At 65.3% G+C, this 19,753-nt stretch carries 26 protein-coding genes; 16 read left to right on the top strand and 10 right to left on the bottom strand.

Features of this window, described 5'->3' with window-relative positions; all coding sequences use genetic code 11:
• A complete protein-coding gene (locus ACZ1H8_RS03350) occupies window positions 1-837 on the top strand; it encodes an outer membrane protein (RefSeq protein WP_465179990.1) in 837 nt (278 codons plus the stop codon).
• 73 nt (window positions 838-910) lie between these two features.
• Here ACZ1H8_RS03350 and ACZ1H8_RS03345 read toward each other — a convergent pair whose 3' ends face one another.
• A complete protein-coding gene (locus ACZ1H8_RS03345; RefSeq protein WP_465179989.1) occupies window positions 911-1,606 on the bottom strand; it encodes a GcrA family cell cycle regulator in 696 nt (231 codons plus the stop codon).
• A gap of 51 nt (window positions 1,607-1,657) precedes the next feature.
• Between ACZ1H8_RS03345 and ACZ1H8_RS03340 the strand changes: the two genes are divergently transcribed.
• Both ACZ1H8_RS03340 and ACZ1H8_RS03335 read left to right on the top strand, forming a co-directional pair.
• A complete protein-coding gene (locus ACZ1H8_RS03340) occupies window positions 1,658-2,503 on the top strand; it encodes an ABC transporter permease (protein ID WP_465179988.1) in 846 nt (281 codons plus the stop codon).
• A gap of 42 nt (window positions 2,504-2,545) precedes the next feature.
• Entirely contained in the window at window positions 2,546-2,938 is a 393-nt protein-coding gene (locus tag ACZ1H8_RS03335) for a VOC family protein (RefSeq protein WP_465179987.1), read from the top strand.
• A 25-nt stretch (window positions 2,939-2,963) separates the two neighbouring features.
• Here ACZ1H8_RS03335 and ACZ1H8_RS03330 read toward each other — a convergent pair whose 3' ends face one another.
• Window positions 2,964-3,446, bottom strand: a complete 483-nt coding sequence (locus ACZ1H8_RS03330) for a hypothetical protein (protein ID WP_465179986.1) — start codon at window positions 3,444-3,446, stop codon at window positions 2,964-2,966.
• Window positions 3,447-3,793: 347 nt separating this feature from the next.
• Between ACZ1H8_RS03330 and ACZ1H8_RS03325 the strand changes: the two genes are divergently transcribed.
• The 7 genes from ACZ1H8_RS03325 to queE all read left to right on the top strand — a co-directional run bounded on the left by ACZ1H8_RS03325 (window position 3,794) and on the right by queE (window position 9,762).
• A complete protein-coding gene (locus ACZ1H8_RS03325; protein WP_465179985.1) occupies window positions 3,794-4,162 on the top strand; it encodes a hypothetical protein in 369 nt (122 codons plus the stop codon).
• Window positions 4,163-4,539: 377 nt separating this feature from the next.
• Window positions 4,540-5,736: an acetylornithine transaminase gene (locus ACZ1H8_RS03320; RefSeq protein ID WP_465179984.1), complete on the top strand. Its 1,197-nt coding sequence runs from the start codon at window positions 4,540-4,542 to the stop codon at window positions 5,734-5,736.
• A 60-nt stretch (window positions 5,737-5,796) separates the two neighbouring features.
• Window positions 5,797-6,720 (top strand): ornithine carbamoyltransferase, encoded by a 924-nt coding sequence (argF, locus tag ACZ1H8_RS03315; protein WP_465179983.1) that lies wholly within the window; start codon window positions 5,797-5,799, stop codon window positions 6,718-6,720.
• Between the two features lie 142 nt (window positions 6,721-6,862).
• On the top strand, window positions 6,863-7,804 hold the full coding sequence (gene hslO, locus ACZ1H8_RS03310; RefSeq protein WP_465179982.1) for an Hsp33 family molecular chaperone HslO: 942 nt from the start codon (window positions 6,863-6,865) through the stop codon (window positions 7,802-7,804).
• Window positions 7,805-7,897: 93 nt separating this feature from the next.
• Window positions 7,898-8,314, top strand: a complete 417-nt coding sequence (locus ACZ1H8_RS03305) for a hypothetical protein (RefSeq protein ID WP_465179981.1) — start codon at window positions 7,898-7,900, stop codon at window positions 8,312-8,314.
• Between the two features lie 118 nt (window positions 8,315-8,432).
• Entirely contained in the window at window positions 8,433-9,119 is a 687-nt protein-coding gene (queC, locus tag ACZ1H8_RS03300; protein WP_110149061.1) for a 7-cyano-7-deazaguanine synthase QueC, read from the top strand.
• Between the two features lie 10 nt (window positions 9,120-9,129).
• The gene (gene queE, locus ACZ1H8_RS03295; RefSeq protein WP_465179980.1) at window positions 9,130-9,762 is read left to right on the top strand and encodes a 7-carboxy-7-deazaguanine synthase; all 633 of its coding nucleotides are present in this window, start codon (window positions 9,130-9,132) and stop codon (window positions 9,760-9,762) included.
• A gap of 18 nt (window positions 9,763-9,780) precedes the next feature.
• Here queE and ACZ1H8_RS03290 read toward each other — a convergent pair whose 3' ends face one another.
• The 3 genes from ACZ1H8_RS03290 to lipB all read right to left on the bottom strand — a co-directional run bounded on the left by ACZ1H8_RS03290 (window position 9,781) and on the right by lipB (window position 11,666).
• Window positions 9,781-10,464, bottom strand: coding sequence for a hypothetical protein (locus tag ACZ1H8_RS03290; protein WP_110149059.1), 684 nt, complete (start codon window positions 10,462-10,464; stop codon window positions 9,781-9,783).
• Window positions 10,465-10,682: 218 nt separating this feature from the next.
• Entirely contained in the window at window positions 10,683-10,925 is a 243-nt protein-coding gene (locus ACZ1H8_RS03285) for a hypothetical protein (protein ID WP_465179979.1), read from the bottom strand.
• A 63-nt stretch (window positions 10,926-10,988) separates the two neighbouring features.
• Window positions 10,989-11,666 (bottom strand): lipoyl(octanoyl) transferase LipB, encoded by a 678-nt coding sequence (lipB, locus tag ACZ1H8_RS03280; protein ID WP_110149068.1) that lies wholly within the window; start codon window positions 11,664-11,666, stop codon window positions 10,989-10,991.
• Window positions 11,667-11,761: 95 nt separating this feature from the next.
• Between lipB and ACZ1H8_RS03275 the strand changes: the two genes are divergently transcribed.
• On the top strand, window positions 11,762-12,577 hold the full coding sequence (locus ACZ1H8_RS03275; protein ID WP_465179978.1) for a hypothetical protein: 816 nt from the start codon (window positions 11,762-11,764) through the stop codon (window positions 12,575-12,577).
• On the top strand, window positions 12,574-13,290 hold the full coding sequence (locus tag ACZ1H8_RS03270) for a hypothetical protein (protein WP_465179977.1): 717 nt from the start codon (window positions 12,574-12,576) through the stop codon (window positions 13,288-13,290). The genes ACZ1H8_RS03275 and ACZ1H8_RS03270 overlap by 4 nt, the downstream gene beginning before the upstream one ends.
• Here the strand turns inward: ACZ1H8_RS03270 and ACZ1H8_RS03265 are convergent.
• From ACZ1H8_RS03265 to ACZ1H8_RS03255, 3 genes are read right to left on the bottom strand one after another with little or no spacing between them, the layout of a single operon-like run.
• On the bottom strand, window positions 13,260-13,853 hold the full coding sequence (locus ACZ1H8_RS03265; protein ID WP_465179976.1) for a GNAT family N-acetyltransferase: 594 nt from the start codon (window positions 13,851-13,853) through the stop codon (window positions 13,260-13,262). The two genes, ACZ1H8_RS03270 and ACZ1H8_RS03265, sit on opposite strands and share 31 nt — an antisense overlap.
• The gene (hemF, locus tag ACZ1H8_RS03260; RefSeq protein WP_465179975.1) at window positions 13,844-14,686 is read right to left on the bottom strand and encodes an oxygen-dependent coproporphyrinogen oxidase; all 843 of its coding nucleotides are present in this window, start codon (window positions 14,684-14,686) and stop codon (window positions 13,844-13,846) included. The genes ACZ1H8_RS03265 and hemF overlap by 10 nt, the downstream gene beginning before the upstream one ends.
• Window positions 14,683-15,132 carry a tRNA (cytidine(34)-2'-O)-methyltransferase gene (locus ACZ1H8_RS03255; RefSeq protein ID WP_465179974.1) on the bottom strand — a complete coding sequence of 150 codons (450 nt, stop codon included), beginning with the start codon at window positions 15,130-15,132 and terminating at the stop codon, window positions 14,683-14,685. The genes hemF and ACZ1H8_RS03255 overlap by 4 nt, the downstream gene beginning before the upstream one ends.
• Window positions 15,133-15,354: 222 nt before the next feature.
• On the opposite strand from ACZ1H8_RS03255, the gene petA reads away from it, so the two are divergent.
• The 4 genes from petA to ACZ1H8_RS03235 all read left to right on the top strand — a co-directional run bounded on the left by petA (window position 15,355) and on the right by ACZ1H8_RS03235 (window position 18,687).
• On the top strand, window positions 15,355-15,924 hold the full coding sequence (gene petA / locus ACZ1H8_RS03250; RefSeq protein ID WP_346248353.1) for a ubiquinol-cytochrome c reductase iron-sulfur subunit: 570 nt from the start codon (window positions 15,355-15,357) through the stop codon (window positions 15,922-15,924).
• A gap of 10 nt (window positions 15,925-15,934) precedes the next feature.
• Window positions 15,935-17,224, top strand: a complete 1,290-nt coding sequence (locus tag ACZ1H8_RS03245; protein ID WP_465179973.1) for a cytochrome b — start codon at window positions 15,935-15,937, stop codon at window positions 17,222-17,224.
• A gap of 14 nt (window positions 17,225-17,238) precedes the next feature.
• Window positions 17,239-18,066 carry a cytochrome c1 gene (locus ACZ1H8_RS03240; protein ID WP_465179972.1) on the top strand — a complete coding sequence of 276 codons (828 nt, stop codon included), beginning with the start codon at window positions 17,239-17,241 and terminating at the stop codon, window positions 18,064-18,066.
• 69 nt (window positions 18,067-18,135) lie between these two features.
• Window positions 18,136-18,687 carry an adenine phosphoribosyltransferase gene (locus tag ACZ1H8_RS03235; protein ID WP_465179971.1) on the top strand — a complete coding sequence of 184 codons (552 nt, stop codon included), beginning with the start codon at window positions 18,136-18,138 and terminating at the stop codon, window positions 18,685-18,687.
• Window positions 18,688-18,729: 42 nt separating this feature from the next.
• Here the strand turns inward: ACZ1H8_RS03235 and ACZ1H8_RS03230 are convergent, their stop codons facing one another.
• Window positions 18,730-19,209, bottom strand: coding sequence for a hypothetical protein (locus ACZ1H8_RS03230; protein ID WP_465179970.1), 480 nt, complete (start codon window positions 19,207-19,209; stop codon window positions 18,730-18,732).
• Window positions 19,210-19,282: 73 nt separating this feature from the next.
• Window positions 19,283-19,729 (bottom strand): MaoC family dehydratase, encoded by a 447-nt coding sequence (locus tag ACZ1H8_RS03225; RefSeq protein WP_465179969.1) that lies wholly within the window; start codon window positions 19,727-19,729, stop codon window positions 19,283-19,285.
• Window positions 19,730-19,753: the final 24 nt, after the last annotated feature.

Here is a 19,753-nt window from a genome sequence, read left to right as displayed (position 1 = left end):
ATGTATCTGCGTACCCTGATGGGCGCCGCCACCGGCGCGCTGGTTCTTGCTGCATCCCCGGCCTTTGCGCAGGATGCCCCCGAGCAGGAGTTCAGCGGTCCCTATATCGGCGCTTCCGTCGGCTATTCTTTCCAGGGAAATGACGTCGGCGAATCGATCCTGTTCGATCGCGACCTCAATGGCTCGTTCGGCGACACGGTCGTCACCTCGGGCGGTGCCAACGCCTTCTCGCCGGGCTTCTGTAACGGCGCGGCGACGTCGAGCGCCAACAACCGCTGCGCCAACGACAAGGACGGCATCAACTACGCCGCACGCGTCGGCTGGGACTTCCAGTCGGGCAACCTGGTGTTCGGTGTCGTCGGCGATATCGGCAAGACCGACATCCGCGACAGCGTCAGCGCGTTCAGCACCACGCCGGCTGCGTACACGATGACCCGCGAGATCGACTGGAACGCCGGCCTGCGCCTGCGCGCCGGCTATGCGGCAGGCGGCAAGACGCTGTTCTACGCAACCGGCGGTGGTGCCTATGCCAAGGTCGACCACAGCTTCTCGACCACCAACACGGTCAACAGCTTCACGGCGACCGGCAAGAACGACGTCTGGGGCTGGGCTGCCGGTGGCGGTGTCGAGCAGAAGATTGGCCGTAACTTCTCGGTCGGCGTCGAGTATCTCTACACCCGCTACAATGACGACGACTTCACGGTTCGCGCCGGTGCGGGCACGGCGGTTCCGGCCAGCCCGTTCCTGCTGGGCAATGCCAACGGAACCGACCTGATCCGTTCGGACAACCGGTTCGATCATCACGCCATTCGCGCGACGGCGGCCTTCCGCTTCTGATCCTGCGTCGAGGCAAAGGAAAAGGGCCGGTGGAGCGATCCACCGGCCCTTTTTCATGCCCTTTGCAAAGGGATCAGCGAACCCGCGGCCCGCCGAACGGCAGCGGCGGCGGAGGCCGGCGATCGCGGCGCGGAAGCTGAGCCTGATAGGCGTGACCGCAGTGCGCAACGCAATAGGGGAAGCCCGGATTCACCTTGTCGCCACAGAAGTGGAAGTCGGGCTCGCCCGGATGGCCGAGCGGCCATTTGCAGATCTTGTCGTTCAAATCGAGCAGGCTGGTCTTGCCGGCGATCGCGTCCGACGGCTTGGCCGGAACCAGGCGGCGCGGCGGCGCGGGCTGAGCCGGCGGGGCCTGTTCGCCGGGATTCTGGCGCACGAAGCCGCCGGGGCCGACCGAGCGCAGCACCGGGCCATCGGGAACGGGGCGCGGCTCGGCCGGAGCGGCGGCAGGTTCGGCGGCGACGGGCGCAGGTGCGGCGGGCGCGGGCGCACGCTCGACCGGTGGGCGCACGATCTCGGGTGCCGGGGCGGCGACCTTGGGCGGCGGCGCCGGCTTGGGCTCGGCCGGCGCGGCTGGTGCGGCGGCTGCCGCAGTCTTCGCCTCGCTCGACTTCACCGGCGACGGACGCGACGGCAGGCCCAGGCGATGCGCCTTGCCGATCACCGCGTTACGGCTGACGCCGCCCAGTTCCTCGGCAATCTGCGTCGCGGTCAGGCCGCTGTTCCACATCTTCCTCAGCGTATCGATACGCTCTTCAGTCCAGCTCATCTTCGTCCTTCAACTTGCGGGCGGCGGCGGCAGCGGTTACCCGCACAAGCCATGAGCACCCACCCCGAAATCGGTCAAGCCCAACTGCCCCAACAGGGCGTGCCGGTGATCCGCAACGTCAATTGGGGAGGGCTCAGGACCCTATATGTGAAGGAGGTGCGCCGTTTCTTCAAGGTGCAGCTCCAGACTGTATGGGCGCCGGCGGTCACGACGCTGCTGTTTCTGGTCATTTTTGATGTGGCACTGGGCGGCAGCGGGCGCACCGTGCCGCTTCAGGGACGCGAGATTCACTTCGCCGATTTCATCGCGCCGGGCCTGATCATGATGGGCATGCTCCAGAACGCCTTCGCCAATGCCAGCTTCTCGCTGCTGGTCGGCAAGATCCAGGGGACGATCGTCGACTATCTGATGCCGCCGCTGTCGACTGCCGAATTGCTGGCGGCATTGACCGGCGGCGCGGTGACCCGCGCCTTTTGCGTCGGCGCGGCGGTGTGGGTGGCGATGGCCTTCTGGCCGGGCGTGAACGTCATGCCGCAGCATCTCTGGGCAGTGCTGTGGTTCGGATTGCTGGGGTCGACCTTCCTCGCGCTGCTCGGCGTGCTGACCTCGATCTGGGCGGAGAAGTTCGACCATGCCGCAGCGGTCACCAACTTCGTCGTCGCGCCGCTGTCGCTGCTGTCGGGCACCTTCTATTCGGTCGAGAAGCTGTCGCCGCTGTTCCAGGCGATCAGCCACGCGAACCCGTTTTTCTACATCATCTCCGGCTTCCGCTACGGCTTTCTCGGAGTCGCGGATTCGCCGGTGCTGGCCGGCAGCCTGATCCTGCTGGCGATCGACGTGGCGATGGCGCTGCTGTGCTACGCACTGCTGCGCAAGGGCTGGAAATTGAAGAACTAGGACCGACCGGCACGGACCGGTCGCCTGACGAGAGGAGAGACGATGCTGAACCATGTGATGGTCGGGGCGACCGATATCGATCGCGCCAAGCGCTTCTATGACGCGGTGCTGGGCGTGCTCGGCGCGGGCGAGCCGCTGCGCAACGTGGCCGACAGCGGCCATGTCCGGCTGTTCTACCGGCATGACGGCAGCACCTTCTGCGTCAGCGAACCGATCGACGATGCGCCAGCGACCTTCGGCAATGGCAGCACGATCGGTTTCAAGTGCAGCTCGCTCGACCAGGTTCGCGAGTTTCATGACGTCGCGGTGGCGCATGGCGGCACCTCGATCGAGGACGCGCCGGGGCCGCGCGACAGCGTGATGGGGCGGATCAACCTGGCCTATGTCCGCGATCCGGACGGCAACAAGTTGTGCGCCATCCACCGCGACAAGTGACCCGCGGCGGGGCTGGCTCCGCGCGTCAGGCGGCAGGAGCGGGCGGCAGGTCGCCGTCCGCGAAGCTGAGCGGATAGTCGGCGAAGAACACCGGAAGCCGCCCGAGTTCGGCGCGGCCCAGTATCTCGGTCAGCCAGCCCGCATAGGCCCAGTCGCGGCCCAGCCCGCGCCGGGCGATCCGGGGGAATCGCTCGATAAATCGGACGGCCAGCTCGCGGCCGGACCTGGCTTTCGCATCGGGCCAGTCGAAATAGCGATCCTCTGCACCGGTGCTATAGGATGCGACGTGGTTCGTCGCCGCACCCGGCGCGACCCGCCGCCCGTCGGCGTCCATCGCGCCGACATGCGTTATCGAGCAGCGCCAGTACACCCCGCTCGGCGCCATGCCTGGGCTGACCCGGATGCGTTGATAGCCCGCCTTGTGCAGCTCATGGACCATGGTCAGCAGCCGCGTGGCGTTGCGGATCGGCGGGGTGGTCGATGGCGCAAGCGAGATCGGTGAGGTCATTTGTGATAGTCCTGACTGGAAAGCGCGGCGCATCGGCGACTCGCTTTGCGCGAGCCTAGATCGATCGCGATGCGTAGGGGAGGGCGGGCTATATGAACCGGACACAGCAATGGCTTGTGGGTATCGCGGTCGCCCTTGTTGCATGCTCGGGGCGGGCTGCGTCGGCGCAGGATGCGACCTGCCCCTATCTGCCGCAGTTCGAGACGCTGCGCTCCACCGTATAGAACGAACCGCCTTTGCAGGCACTGGCACGGCTTTACGCCTACCTCGCCGATCCGACCAATGATTCCCCGTTCCCTTGCGAACCCCTAGAAGCGGAGCGCCTGATAGGAGAACGGGAGATCGCGATGGTCACGCTCGCGATCGAGGGCCATGCGCCGCTCCATCCCGATCGCGTCTATCATTGCGACCGGATCGATCCGCGCACCACCCGGTGCGACGGGATGGTCGCCGACGACACCGGGCATAGCGACCGGTTGTCCGAGACCGGCCCGATCAACGGGCGGTTCGTTGGCAGCATCCGGACGACATTGCCGGGCGCCAAGCTGCTCGGGGTGTATCGCGCACGGCTGGGCGATAACTTCAACGCCAGGTCCGCAATCCGCCTCGATCCGCGACGCCCCATCTCGATGACGGCACGGCCGGGCGACGTCCTCATCGCCCTGTTCTCCGCGCCGGCCCCGTTCAAGGTGCGCAAGCTGGTCTGGTATTTCTAGGGCGGGTCGACAGCCAAAGTTCCGGTTGCGGGGTCGACTTCATGAAACCCGTCACCCCGGCCGCAGTGCTGGGATCCACGGTCCGGCACATCCCGGAGCAGAGGATCTCGAGGTACGGGCCATTCCGGGCGGTTGATGCGCGCTCCGGAGGAGCCGGGATGGAGGAAGGGTGGACCGCGGCACTGCGGCCGGGGTGACGCTTGGGGGTAAGGCAGCCGCTGCGCAGGGGGAATGCGTCTGCGGTTGCCCATAGCCCCCGGGCATGGTCGATTCACCCTGCGTCACCGCGATGTTGACGCTGTGTGCCGACCCCAAGTAAATGCGCCCTCCGGCGGTCCGCATCGGGCCGCCATTTTCGTTTAAAGAGGAGCAGTCCGATGACCATCACCCCGCTCATGCCCGTCTACCCACGGTGCGATGTGCGTCCGGTGCGAGGCGAGGGCTGCTACCTGATCGGGGAACGAGGCGAGCGCTATCTCGACTTCGCCGCCGGTATCGCGGTCAATGCGCTGGGCCATGGCCATCCGCACCTGACCAAGGCAATCCAGGAACAGGCCGCGACGCTGATGCACGTGTCGAACCTGTACGGCTCGCCACAGGGCGAGGCGCTGGCGAAGCGCATCGTCGACAATTGCTTTGCCGACACGGTGTTCTTCACCAACTCGGGTGCCGAGGCGATCGAGTGCGCGATCAAGACGGCGCGCCGCTATCAATATGTGAACGGCAACCCGAACAAGACCAAGATCATCACCTTCCACAACGCCTTTCATGGGCGGACGATGGGGGCGATCTCGGCAACCAACCAGGCGAAGATGCGCGACGGCTTCGAGCCGCTGCTCCCCGGTTTCGACTATGCGCCGTTCAACGATCTCGAGGCGGCGCTCGCGCTGGTCGACGACGACACTGCCGGCTTCATGGTCGAGACGGTGCAGGGCGAGGGCGGGATGACCGCGGGCACGCCGGAGTTCATCCAGGGCCTGCGCAAGGCCTGTGACGAGCGTGGCATGCTGCTGATCCTCGACGAGATCCAGTGCGGTTACGGCCGCACCGGCAAGTTCTTCGCGCATGAGCATTACTGCATCACGCCCGACATCATGACCGTGGCGAAGGGCATCGGCGGCGGCTTTCCGCTGGGCGCGTGCCTGGCGACCGAGGACGCGGCCAAGGGCATGGTGTTCGGCACGCATGGCTCGACCTATGGCGGCAATCCGCTGGCCATGGCTGCCGGGTCGGCGATCCTCGACGTGATGCTCGAGCCGGGCTTTTTCGAGCGCGTGACGAAGATGGGCGAGCGGCTGCGCGCGGCGTTCGAGCAGCTTATCCCCAATCACGATCACCTGTTCGACGAGATCCGCGGCAAGGGGCTGATGCTCGGCATCAAGCTGAAGCAGGCGGCCGAGGCACGCAGCTTCGTGGCGCATCTTCGCGACAATCACGGACTGCTGACCGTGGCGGCGGGCGAGAATGTGTTCCGCGTCCTGCCGCCGCTGGTGATCGAGGACGAGCATATCGCCGAAGCGATCGAGAAGCTGAGCGCCGGCGCGCGCAGCTACGCACCGCCCAGCGACGACTGACCGTCACGGCCTGCCGGGGCGAGGGCGCTCCGGCGGGCCGCCGACAGGGGACTGCATGTCATGACCTATCGCAATTTCCTCGACCTTTCGGATGCGGGCCCGGACGGGATCGCCGCGATGCTGACCGACGCGCTCGACCGCAAGGCGGCGCGCGCGGGCTTTCCCAAGGGCAAGGCCGATACCGATGCGCCGCTGGCCGGCCACACGCTGGCGATGGTGTTCGAGAAGAATTCGACTCGCACCCGCGTGTCGTTCGACATGGCGATCCGCCAGCTGGGCGGCAGCTCGGTCGTGCTCGATTCCGGGACGACGCAGCTCGGCCGCGGCGAGACGGTGGCGGATACCGCCCGCGTCCTGTCGGGCTATTGCGACGCGATCATGGTGCGCACCGACGATCATGCCAAGCTGATCGAGATGGCCGAATATGCCAGCGTCCCGGTGATCAACGGCCTGACCGATGCATCGCATCCGTGCCAGATCATGGCCGACCTGCTGACGATCATCGAGAGCGGCCGGTCACTGCCCGGATTGAAGGTGGCGTGGCTGGGCGACGGCAACAACGTCCTCGCCTCGATCATCGAGGCCGGCGCGCTGATGCAGTTCGACGTGGTCGCCGCATGTCCCCAGGGGTTCCAGCCGAGCGACGCCGATTTGGCCCGCGGTCAGGGCCGGGCGCGCGTGGTCGGCGATCCGCGCGAGGCGGTCGAGGGGGCGGACATCATTGTCACCGACACCTGGATCTCGATGGGCCAGGCGCATGCCGAGACGAAGCTGGCGGCGATGATGCCCTATCAGGTGACCAGCGACCTGATGGCGGCGGCAAAGCCCGATGCGAAGTTCCTCCACTGCCTGCCCGCGCATCGCGGCGAGGAAGTGACCGACGAGGTGATCGACGGGCCGCAATCGCTGATCTGGCCGGAGGCGGAGAACCGCCTTCACGCCCAGAAATCGGTGTTGCGCTGGTGCTTCGGCCAGATCGGCTGACCCCGGCTTTCGCGCCGCAGTTGTCTGCGCGCGCCTGATCCCTACATAAGGGGTGCCGGTGACTGCCGGCGCCCCCATTCACCTGTGCTGCCCGAACGGGCCACCAGACTCCGGCGTGCGCCTGGATGACGAGGAAGTTGTTGTGACCGACACCGCGAACCTGCCCACTCCCGCCGGCGACGATCTGGACCGGGCGATCGGCTTCACCCTGCCGGCGCGCCATGCTCGCGGTCGGATGGCGCGGCTCGGCCCGGTGCTTGACCAGATCCTGTCGGCGCATTCCTATCCCGCATGCATCGAGCGCGTCCTGGCGGAGGCGCTGACGCTGACCGCGCTGCTCGGCTCGACGATGAAGGGCGGCGAGGGCCAGATGACGATGCAGGTCCAGGCGGCGCGCGGTGTCGTGAGCCTGCTGGTCGCCGACTATAAGGCGGGCGAACTGCGTGGCTATGTCCAATATGATGCCGAGAAGCTGTCATGGCTCGGCAAGAACCCGACGCTGTCGGCGCTGTTCAACCAGGCCTATCTGGCGATCACCTTCGATCAGGCGGTCACCGGCGAGCGCTATCAGGGCATTGTCCCGCTCGACGGAGACTCGCTCGCGGCTGCTGCCGAGAGCTATTTCGATCAGTCCGAACAGATCCCCAGTCTGGTGCGGCTTGGCACGACGCGGAGCGAGGACGGCAAGCTGATCGCCGGTGGCATGCTGCTGCAGTATCTTCCCGAAGGCGAGGAGGGGCGCCAGCGGCTCCATGCGCGCGAGGAGCAATATCCCGAATGGGACCATGTCGAGGCGCTGGGCTCGACCATGGGGATCGACGAACTCGCCGATCCGGCACTGCCGCTGGAGACGTTGGTGTGGCGCCTCTTCAACGAGGAGGACGAGGTGCGTGTCGTCAGCGACGCGCTGCTGGTGCGCGGCTGCCGGTGCGACGTCGACTACATTACTCAGGTGATCGCGAAGTTCCCGGAGGAGGACCGCGCGGAAATGGCGGACGAGAACGGCATCATCACCGTCGACTGCGCCTTCTGCTCCACCAAATTCCCTGTGAGCTTGTCGGATTTCACATCGCCGTCATTGTAATGCCCCGTTTCTGCGCCATATCGTGCGTCACGAACGACGAAATGGGAAGGCTGCGCAAGGGTGCAGCCGTCGCGAGGGCGAGAGACTGACACGATGAAGGTCACGAAGACGGGTTTTGCGGTGCTGGCCGGCCTTGCGACTCTCGCCGGCGCGGGCGCGGGCGCGGGCGGTGCGTATGCGCAGCAGCGCAGCGGCCTGACCGCGCTCAACGGTATCGAGGGCGGGCAATGGGTGTTCCGCGAGGGCGGCCGGGAGGTCCAGAAGATGTGCCTGCGCAATCCGACGGCCCTCATCCAGATCAATCATCCGGGCGTTCAGTGCAATCAGGTGGTGCTGGAGAATGGCAAGGACAGCGCAGCGGTTCACTATACCTGCCCGAGCCATGGCTGGGGTCGCACCAGCATCGCCGTCGAGACGTCGAAACTGGTGGTCGTGACGACCGCCGGCGTCCGTGACGGCGCGCCCTTCTCGAACGAGCTGGAGGGCCGCAAGGTCGGCGCCTGCCGCTGATCGATCCCGCTTTCGAACGGCGCTCCGGCATCGGGGCGCCCTGTAACCGGGGCCGCGTCTCGCGGCCCTTTTTCTTTGGTGGTTTGACGCAATGCAAAAAATCTCTAGCCCTGCCGCGATGAGCAAGGGTTTGGCAGTGGTGCTGGTGTCGGGCGGGCTCGACTCGATGGTGTCTGCCGCGCGGGCGCGCGAGGACGGCTTCGACATTCTGGCGCTCTCGATCGACTATAATCAGCGGCATCAGGTGGAGCTTGCCGCCGCCCGCCGAATTGCGGCGACGCTGGGAGCCAAGCGTCACGTCGTCCTGCCGCTCGACCTTCGCGCTTTTGGCGGATCGGCGCTGACCGACGATATCGACGTCCCCAAGACCGGCGTGGTTGAGAACGAGATTCCGGTCACTTATGTGCCCGCGCGCAACACCATCTTCCTCAGCCTGGCGCTGGGCTGGGCAGAGGCCGCCGGCGCGCGCGATCTCTATATCGGGGTAAACGCGCTGGACTATTCGGGCTATCCCGACTGCCGTCCGGAGTTCATCTCGGGCTTCGAGAGGCTCGCCGAACTGGCGACCCGGGCCGGAGCGCAGGGCGAGGGCTTCCGTATCCAGGCGCCGCTGCAGCACATGACCAAGGCCGATATCGCGAAGGAGGCGGCGCGCCTTGGTCTCGATGCCGGGATGAGCTGGTCATGCTATGATCCCGCACCGGGCGGGCTGCATTGCGGGCTGTGCGACAGTTGCCGGCTGCGCTCGCGCGGGTTCGAGGAAGCCGGCCTGCCCGATCCCACCGCCTATGCGGTCAAGCCGTAAGGGCAGGGCGATGAGCTATGCCGTCAAGGAAATGTTCCTCACTCTGCAGGGCGAGGGCGTCAATGCCGGCGCGCGAGCGGTGTTCGTCCGCTTCGCCGGATGCAATCTGTGGAGCGGGCGCGAGCAGGATCGCGCCACCGCCGTCTGCCGCTTCTGCGACACCGATTTCGTCGGGACGGACGGGGCTGGGGGTGGCAAGTTCGCCGATGCCGCTGCCCTCGCGGCTGCGGTGGCTGGCCATTGGGGCGACGGCGTCGAGGCCCGATTCGTCGTCTTGACCGGCGGCGAGCCGATGCTTCAGATCGACGACGCGCTGATCGATGCGCTCCATGCGAACGGCTTCCGGATCGCGATCGAGAGCAATGGCACGCTGCCGGTGCATACCGGCATCGACTGGGTCTGTATCAGTCCCAAAGCGGGTAGCAGCGTCGTCCAGCGTTCCGGCGACGAGCTGAAGCTGGTCTGGCCGCAGGCGGGTACCGATGTCGCGTCGATCGAGACCTGGGACTTCCGCCATTTCCTGGTCCAGCCGATGGACGATGCGGATGCGGCGGACAATCAGGCGGCGGCGGTCGAGTTTGCGTTGGCGCGGCCGCGTTGGCGCCTGTCGCTTCAGACGCACAAGTTGCTGGGGCTGCGCTGATCGCAGCCCCGAAAGGCATCAGGATAGGCCGGGCGCCGGGCAGCGCTTCGTGACGTATACGTCCTTCTTCCAGCACTTCTTGTCGGCGAAGTTCGGGAAGCGATAGCTCTGATATTGCGGCTGGCGACGCACGTTGATGAACTGCTGCTCGCCGCGCGGGATCAGGCTGGCGCGAAGCTCACGCATGCGATCCTCGGCCAGGTTACCCAGCATACCGGGCCTCATGTACAATGCGTCATGACCGATATCGCCGGCGGTCGCACAGAAGGTGTGCTGTGCCGACACGGTCGAGAAACCCGAATAGACCCGCGTGCCGAAACGATCGAGCTCGGTCTGACCTGCCTTCTTGTTGTTCTTCGCCTGACGGACGAAATATTTCTCCAGCGTGGCGTAGGAGGTGCGCAGTTCGGCTTCGTGATCGCGCAGAAGGGCGTTGTAATTGTCCAGCGTGAGCAGGGTCGGCTCAAACTGGCACTGGAGCGCGGCGACATTCAGTGCCGCACGCAGGTTCCAGACCAGGGCGGCGCGGAGTTCTTCCCGGCTGGCGCCCGGCAGGGCGGGGCCGACCATACCGGGTTCGTCGCCCAGCGTTTTCTCGCCGGTGAGGACTACCGGCTTCATGTAGAATTGCGCCGAAGCCGGCGCGGCGGCGCATAGGGAAGCCATACCGGCAAGTGCGATGGCGAAACGCGGAACGAGCATCCTGCCCCTCTTTTTTTTAATAGGATCCGAAACTGGTTAGCCGATTCGTTACGGATTTTTTGGGGCGGCCCCAAGACCCTTTTTCGATTTATCGAGCGGTTCGCCGCAAGCAGGAAGCGCGGGCGCCATCGATACCGTCCTCACGGGCGGCTCGTATCAATGAAAAGGGCCGCCCGGTTACCCGGACGGCCCTTTATGGTCGTCACTCCGGACGCGACTTACATCGCGTTCGTGGTGCCCATGTCCATCGAGTTGGTGGTCGTCACGACCGTGCCGTTCTCGGTTGCGTTGGCGGCATCGATGCCACCGGTCATGTCGTCAGCGGCGCCGACATTCTCGACCGGGGTCGCATCGACGGTGTTGTTCACGGTTGCCGGGGTCGTGCCGCCGCAAGCGGCGACAACCAGGCCTGCGCCTGCGATCATCGAGACGGCAGCGACTTTCGAAAGAATTGCACGCATTTAGAGCTCCCTAGATAAAAGTCCGGACGGCTCATGCCGCAATCTCCCGAACCTGGCTGGGTATTAGTCGCTTGCCCGAGGGGCCTCAAGGCCAATTTCGACCAAATTGGCCAAAAAAGGCAAAAATGTGGCATTTAGGGCGGAATCAAGGCGGTCGGACGTGATCGTTTTGCCCAGCGCCTCCGCGCTAGTGACCGGATAATCCGGGATACCGCATGGCACGATGCCAGTGAAATGACTCAGATCAGGATTCAGGTTGAGCGCGAAGCCGTGCAGCGTGACCCACTGACGAATGCGTACGCCGATCGCGCCGATCTTTGCTTCCTGTCCTCGATCGAGCGTCCAGATCCCGATACGGCCAGGCGCCCGGAATGCCTCGATTTCGAGCAGGCCAAGCGCATCGATCACCCAGCCCTCCAGCGCATGAACATAGTTGCGCACGTCGCGCCGGCGATCGCGAAGGTCAAGCACGACATAGCCGATGCGTTGGCCGGGTCCGTGATACGTATAGCGGCCGCCTCGGCCCGTAGCGTGGACCGGAAAGCGCGGGTCGAGCAGCTCGGCCGGGTCGGCACTGGTTCCGGCTGTGTAGACGGGCGGATGTTCGAGCAACCAGACGAGTTCGCGCGCCTGTCGCTCGCGCACCGCGTCCGCGCGCGCCTGCATCTCCGCCAGCGCGACATCATAGGGGACGCGTTCGGGGGAGACGCGCCATTCGATCCGGTCCGGAGCCTGTGTCATCGCGGTGCGATTGCGCCCCTCGACGGATTTGCGCAAGCATTGGCAAGGGGCAAGCGGCGCGGCTAGAGGCCAGTCGACCAGGGAGGAACGCGGTCATGGCGGGGGTGAAGATGGGGACGGTCTGGGACCGGACCTCGGATTTCGTGGTCGACAATCTGTCGCGCATCCTGCCGGTTGCGCTGATCGCGTTCTTCATCCCCTTCTCGATCATCGGCAATCTTAGCCCGCTGCTGGACGAAGCGGAGCCGGGACTGAGCCTGGTGTTGCTGCTCGGCATGCTCGCCCTGTCGGTCTTCGCGCAGTGGGGCGCGCTGGCGCTGACCGCGCTGGTCCTTGATCCCCATCGCGACGCGTCCCGTACCGCGCTGCGCCGGTTGGGACCGGCGCTGCTGGTCTGGCTGCTCCTGTTCGTCCTTCTCCTGGTGCTCGCCTCCCCACTCGCAATCGGGTTCACGCTCGCCGGGGTCGATCTGACGGGCAGTCGGCCCATGCCCGACAAGCTTTCGATCGGGGCAGGCCTGGGCTGGGCGCTGGCGCTCTACACGTTCGCGCTGGCCGGGGTCAGCATCTGGTTGACCGCCCGGTTCGCGCTGATCAACGCGGCGATCGTCGGCGAGCATGTGGGGGTGGGAGCGATCGGACGCAGCTTCCACCTAACCGCCGGGCTGGCCTGGAGGCTGGTCGGCGTCGGCATCCTGTACGCCGTGGTTTCAAACGTCGCCGAGCTGGCGGCTCAGACGGTCTTCGGATCGGTGCTCGCGCTGATCATAACTGAGGCGGGTCCGTTCAGCCTAGCGAGCATTCTGACCTCGATCGCGGTCGCCGCTGTCCAAACCGGCTTCTGCGTACTCGCCCCGCTCTTCACGGCAAACCTGTACCTCGCGCGCGTCCCGGCGCATGGAGCGGCGTGACCAAACTCCGATTCGCCGCTCTGTTCGAAGATGCAGCCATTCTGTGGCGGGCCAATCGCGACCTGCTGCTCGCCATTGCCGGCGTCTTCTACCTGCTGCCAATTCTCGCTCTGCTGATGTTCGTTCCCGCGCCGAAGCTCGCGGACTTGCAGCCCGAGGCACAGCGCGACGCGATCCTCGCCTGGGCGACGAACTGGCCATGGTTTATCATTGGTTCCGCAGTGCAATTGCTCGGCACCGTAGCGATTCTGGCTTTGCTGCTGACGCCGGGGCGGATCAGCTTGGCCGACGCGCTGACTTCCGGCCTGCGGCGATTTCTGCCGTTGTTCGGCCTTTGGCTCATGGTTTCGCTCGTGTGCTTTGCCGGATTCTTTCCCCTGGTGGTCCCCGGACTTTATCTGCTGGGCCGGACATTCCTCGCGGTGCCGATTTCCGTCGCTGAGCGACGAGCGGTATTCCCGGCTTTCGTTGCCAGCATCGAACGGACACGCGGTCACGGATGGATGCTCGCCGCCGCCTATATGACGGTATTTCTCGCCAATTTCATGGCCTCCAACCTGCTGGCGCCGCTCCTGGATGCCGCCGGTGCCGGATCGCCGATCCTGTCGGGCATCGTACTGGTTCTGGTAGCTGGGGCGGGCGCTTTCGCCGCATTGGCCACGACGCTGGTTCAGGCGGCTGCCTATCGCGGACTGACCAGGCAGGGAATGTGAGGCGCCGCGTCACGCGGCAGCAAGCCTGAGATGCGCGGATCGACGAAGGTCTCGACCTCGCGCCGATAGGCAACGAAGCCGTGCCGTTGGTAGAAGCCGAGGGCGGCGGGATGGTCGAGCGTGCAGGTATGGACCCACATCCGGTCGATCCCCGGCCGCCATCCCAGATTGAGCGCATGGCCCATCAGCCAGCCGCCATGTCCCTTGCCCGCAAGCTCGGGCACCAGCCCGAAAAAGGATAGCTCGCACGCCTTCGCAACGCGGAAATCCAGTTCGAGAATGCCGATCTCGATCCCCGCGCGGTCGGCGACCGCGTAGATTTCGACCTTCGGATCGTCGAGAATGGCGCGCAAGCGTTCCTCCGCCATGACCAGTCGCGAGAACCACATCCAGGGCTGGCCGACGCGGCGGAACAGCGTGCGGTAGCGCTCCGATTCGGGCGATTCCCACCGAACCAGCCGAAACGGGGAGGGCGGGGTTGGCCGCGGCTTCGGCTTCGTCAGCATCTCCAGCGAGGTAACGACCGTCGCGATCTGGTCGTTGGCGACCGGGATCAGTCCCATGCGGCAACCGGCGGCAGGCTCATCAGGATGGCGTCGATATTGCCGCCGGTCTTGAGCCCGAACAGCGTGCCGCGGTCATAGACCAGGTTGAACTCGGCATAGCGGCCGCGCCAGACATGCATCTGGTGGAGATCGGCGTCGGTGAATGGATCGGCCATGCGACGACGGACGATCCGCGGATAGGCGTCGAGAAAGGCGCGACCGACATCCTGGGTGAAGGCGAAGTCCGCGGCCCAGTCGGTTTCGAGGTGATCGTAGAAAATCCCGCCGACCCCGCGATGCACCTTGCGGTGAGGGATGTAGAAATAGTCGTCGGCCCATTTCTTGAACCGCGGATAATGGTCGGGATCGTGCGAATCACACGCGGCTTTCAGCGTCGCATGAAAGTCCGCAGTGTCGCTCTCGACCGGCAGCGGCGGGTTCAGATCGGCGCCGCCGCCGAACCAGCGCTTGGTCGTGCACAGGAAGCGGGTGTTCATGTGGACCGCGGGGACATGCGGATTGGCCATGTGCGCAACCAGGCTGATTCCGGTGGCGAAAAATCCAGGGTTGTCGCCGGCGCCGTGAATGGTCTTGGCAAAGTCGCCTTCGAACGTGCCGCCGACCGTCGAGACGTTGACGCCCACCTTTTCGAACACGCGCCCCTTCATCACGCCGCGTACGCCGCCGCCGCCCGGTTCGCCGCTGGGATCGGTCCGGTCCCATGCGATATAGTCGAACGTCGCGTTCGATCCGGCCTCGCGCTCGATCGCCTCGAACTCGGCGCAGATCGAATTGCGCAGCGATTCGAACCAGTCTCGCGCGGCTTGCTGCTGGTCGTCGAGATCGTTCATGCGGGCCATCCGTTGGTTTGCCGAAGCGCTTCGGAAAGCCCGATGCCCGCGGAAACCGCGACGTTCAAGGACCGGAAGCCGTCGCGCAGCGGAATCCGCACTCTCATATCGGCCCGGTCGTGCACCGGATCGGGCACGCCGCTGCCCTCTGCGCCGAACAGCAGGATGTCGTCGGGTTCGAACCGCGCCGCGTCGAGACGGATGGCGGCGCGCGTGGTGAACAGCACGATGCGGCCGGTCACCGTCGCGAGGAACGCATCCCAGTCAGTGTGCCGGGCGATCTCGGCCTGGCGCGCATAGTCCATTCCCGATCTCTGCAGGGCGCGTTCCGCCCAGGGAAAGCCCATCGGCTCGATCAGATCGACCGCGGTTCCCATGCAGGCAGAAAGGCGAAGGATGGTGCCGACATTGCCGGCAATATCGGGCTGGTAAAGGGCGATGCGCATCCTGATCCCCATACAGGCTCACGCAATCGTCGCGACCCCGCTTCTCTGTGGCTCGTCACGGATGCGTCAAAATGCAGTTGGCAAAGCCGCGTTTGCCCGTCTATCAGCGCCGATGAGCCACCGGGGGCAACCGGGAAAAGGTGATGGGCGCATGTACGCGTCCGTGTCCGGTTCAGTTCGCGCGTCCGCGTCCCAGGGTTCTGAAGTGCAAGGGCTTAACGCATGGCAACGCTTGAAGATGGTGTGACTGTCGACCAGGATCATGGTCTCGAGAACCCCCGTCGTCGTGATTACCTACAATATGCTGCGGTTGCATTTGCCGGCGTCGGTGGTGCCGTCGCCGTGCTGCCGCTGATCAACCAGATGAACCCGTCGGCCGACGTGCTGGCGCTCTCAACGACCGAGGTCGATATCTCGGCGATCGAGGCGGGGCAGGCGATCAAGGCAAGCTTCCGCAAGCAGCCGCTGTTCGTGCGTCACCTGACGCAGGCCGAGATCGACGAGGCCAATGCGGTCCAGGTTTCGTCGCTGCGCGATCCGCAGACGCTCGCCGAGCGGACCAAGGAAGGCAAGGCGCAGTGGCTGGTCACGCTGGGCGTCTGCACCCATCTCGGCTGCGTGCCGCTGGGCGCCGGCGAAGGTGAGGCCAAGGGCGATTTCGGCGGGTATTTCTGCCCGTGCCACGGGTCGCACTATGACACCGCCGCCCGCATCCGAAAGGGCCCGGCGCCGAGCAATCTGGCGGTCCCCGATTATCAATTCACGTCCGATACCGTGATCGTGGTGGGTTAAGGAAAACGCGATGAGCTTCCCCTGGGCACGCCATTACGAGCCGAAGAATCCGGTGATGAAGTGGGTGGACGACCGTCTGCCGCTTCCGCGCTTCGTCTATAACGCGATCGGCGCCGGCTATCCCGTGCCGCGCAACCTCAACTATTTCTGGAACTTCGGCGTCCTCGCGGGCGCCGCGCTGGCGATCCAGATCGTCACCGGCATCGTGCTGGCGATGCACTTCCACTCGAGCGCTGCCGAGGCATTCAACTCGGTCAACATCGGCATCATGCGCGATGTGAACTCGGGCTGGCTGCTGCGCTTCGCGCACGCCAACGGCGCTTCGATGTTCTTCATCGTGGTCTATCTGCACATTTTCCGTGGTCTTTATTACGGATCGTACAAGGCGCCGCGCGAGATGGTGTGGCTGCTGGGCGTGGTCATCTTCCTGCTGATGATGGCGACCGCGTTCATGGGCTATGTTCTCCCCTGGGGCCAGATGAGCTTCTGGGGCGCACAGGTCATCACCGGCTTCTTCTCGGCCATCCCGATCGTGGGCGAATGGATCCGCGTTTGGCTGCTGGGCGGCTATGCGCCGGACGATGCCGCGCTGAACCGCTTCTTCTCGCTCCACTATCTGCTGCCGTTCGTGATCGCCGGCGTCATCGTCCTGCACATCTGGGCGCTGCACATTCCGGGGTCGAACAACCCGACCGGTGTCGAGGTGAAGGGGGAGCAGGACACGGTTCCGTTCCACCCCTATTACACCGCGAAGGACGGTTTCGGGCTGGGCATCTTCCTGTTCGTGCTCGCGGCTCTGGTGTTCTTCTTCCCCGACGCGCTGGGCCATCCCGACAACTATATCGCGGCCAACCCGCTCTCGACCCCGGCGCACATCGTCCCGGAATGGTATTTCTGGCCGTTCTACGCGATCCTGCGTGCCTTCACCTCGGACTTCATCATCCCGGCAAAGCTGTGGGGCGTGCTGGCGATGTTCGGGTCGATCCTGCTGCTGTTCTTCCTGCCGTGGCTCGACAAGTCGCCGGTCCGCTCGGGCAACTACCGTCCGATGTACCGCATCGCCTTCTGGGTGCTGGTCGTCGACGTGCTGGTCCTGGGCTGGTGTGGCGGTGCGGAGGCGACGCCCTTCTACATCGTGCTGAGCCAGATTTCGGCGGCCTATTATTTCGCGCACTTCCTGATCATCGTGCCGATCATCTCGCGGCTGGAGCGTCCGCTTCCGCTGCCGGGCTCGATCACCGAGGCTGTGCTGTCTGGCAAGGGCGGCACCCGCGTCAGCGAAACCGCTCTGAGCGCGTAAGGGGATAACCAGACATGCTTCCGCTTTTCGTTCGCTCGATCAAATTCCTGGTGGGGCTCGCCTTTGTCGGCGTGCTGATGTGGTCGCTGCTGTGGACCGTGCTGGCAGAGGCGCCGACGCCGACCGCCGAACACGAGTTCCACAAGCATCCCAAGGAAGTGCACTTCGCGTCCGACGGCCCGTTCGGCAAGTTCGACCAGGCCCAGCTGCAGCGCGGCTACAAGGTCTATGAAGAGGTCTGCGCCGCCTGCCACTCGCTGAGCATGGTGTCGTTCCGCGAGCTGGGCATGCTTGGCTACAACGAGGCGCAGGTGAAGAACCTGGCCAAGAAGTTCGACGAGAAGGCCAAGCAGCCGACCTACAACCCGGTCACCGGCGATCGCGGCGAGCGCGGCAACCTGCCGTCGGACCGGTTCCCGCACATCCCCTATGCGGGTGCGGGCACGCCGCCAGACCTGTCGCTGATGACCAAGGCGCGTCACGATGGCGGAGCCTATGTCTACTCGCTGCTGACCGGTTATACCGATCAGCCGGCGGAGCTTCTCAAGAAGTTCCCGAGCGCGAAGACGCCCGACGGGCTGCACTACAATCCGTATTTCGCCAACCTCAACCTGTCGATGCCGCCGCCCCTGGCGTCTGACGGCCAGGTGACCTATGATGACGGTACCCCGGCAACGGTCGACCAGATGGCGAAGGACGTCTCGGCCTTCCTGATCTGGAGCGCCGAGCCCCACGCCCAGTCGCGCAAGCAGACGGGCTGGGCGGTGCTGGGCTTCCTGCTGATCGCGTCGGTCCTGGCCTTTGGTGCCTATCGCAGCGTCTGGGCAGGCGTTAAGCACTAAGCTATCCAAGAGGCCCCGCGGAGGTTTCAACCTCCGCGGGGCCCTTTTTCATGTCCGACGGAGACGATCATGACCGCGCCGACCGACGATGCGAATGCGGATCTGCGTGACCGGATCCGCACCATTCCCGATTTCCCGAAGCCTGGAATCCAGTTCCGCGACATCACCACCCTGTTGCTCGACGGTGCCGCCTTTGCGGCGACGATCGACCGGATGGCCGATCAGGTCGAAGGCAAGGTCGACCTGATCGCCGTGCTGGAGGCGCGCGGCTTCCTGTTCGGGGCTGCGCTCGCGGTGAAGCTGGGCGTCGGCGTCCTTCTGGTGCGCAAGGATGGCAAGCTGCCTGGCGCGACGATCGCCGAGGATTATGCGCTGGAATATGGCAGCGATCGCATCGCGATCCACGCTGATGCCTGTGTGCCCGGCGCGAAGATACTGCTCGTCGACGACCTGATCGCGACCGGCGGCACCGCGCGGGCAGCGGTGCGGCTGCTGCGCAAGACCGGTGCCGAGGTGGATCAGGCGGTGTTCGTTATTGATCTGCCTGAACTCGGCGGCGCCGATGCGCTGCGCGGCGACGGCGTCGCGGTCAGTGCGTTGATCGACTTTGAGGGGCATTGACCGGTCCGGTCCCGACACTGCCGGGACCGATGCCAGCCCTGGTCACTGACCGGAAGCGCGGAACCGCTTGATGCGGTCGTCGATGTTCGGGAAGGTGGGACGGCCCTCCGGCTTGATGCCGTTGCACGCAAGCTCGAGCTCATAGGCGGCCGACGCGTTGCTTGCCGGGATATTCTCCCATTCCTCGTCCGGGCGCGGGATCAGCTTCAGCAGCGCATTGTCGAGGCCGCGCGCGGCGATCAGTGTCGGCCGCATCTGCGCCTTGTCGCACTGATACTCCATCACCGTGTCGAGGCGACCGACCTTGACCCCTTCGATATCGTGCTCGGTGACGAACATCACCACGCGCGTCATCGCCGCGGTCTTCCCGTCGCGCTTGGCGGTTCCCGCAGCGGCGAAGCTGTAGGCGGTCTCGTTGCCGCCGGTGTTGTAATAGGGGCCGGCAAGAGGCGGCGAATAATCCTGCGCCATGGCGGGTGCGGCGGCCGCCAGTGCGGCGATCAGGATCACGGGATTACGCATGGGAAGATACTCCTTCGCGCGCGATCCAATACCCGCGCACGCGCCGCGTCAATGGTTTCGATCAGGCGTCGCGTCAGACGGGACGGCGACGCATCAGCGCGAGGGCGGTGAAGCGCAGTACCGGCTCGTCATGCTGATTGAAGACGGTCATCCGGTTGCGCAGGCTGCCCATCTCCGGCCGGCTCTGCGACGCCTTCTTCTCCAGCACCTCGGTCTCGACGCGAAGCGTGTCGCCCGGATAGACCGGCTTCAGCCAGCGCAGCTCGTCCACGCCGGCGGCCCCGAGCCCCGCCTGAGGGTGGGCCTTCATCTCGGCGACGAACATCGCCATCGCCATCGAGCAGGTGTGCCAGCCGCTGGCGGCGAGCCGCCCGAAATGGGTTTGCGCCGCCGCTTCGTCCGAAAGGTGGAAGGGCTGGGGATCATATTTCTGCGCGAAGTCGAGCACTTCCTCGCGGGTGACTTCGTAGCGGCCGAAGCTGCGGACCGCGCCGACCTCGATATCGTCGAAATAGATCATGCGATGGGTTTCGTCCGGAAACGG

It is taken from the genome of Sphingomonas sp. BL-S-25, from assembly GCF_055521555.1.
Note: the sequence above shows the minus strand (reverse complement) of the source record. Positions and strands in the feature narration are given on the sequence as shown.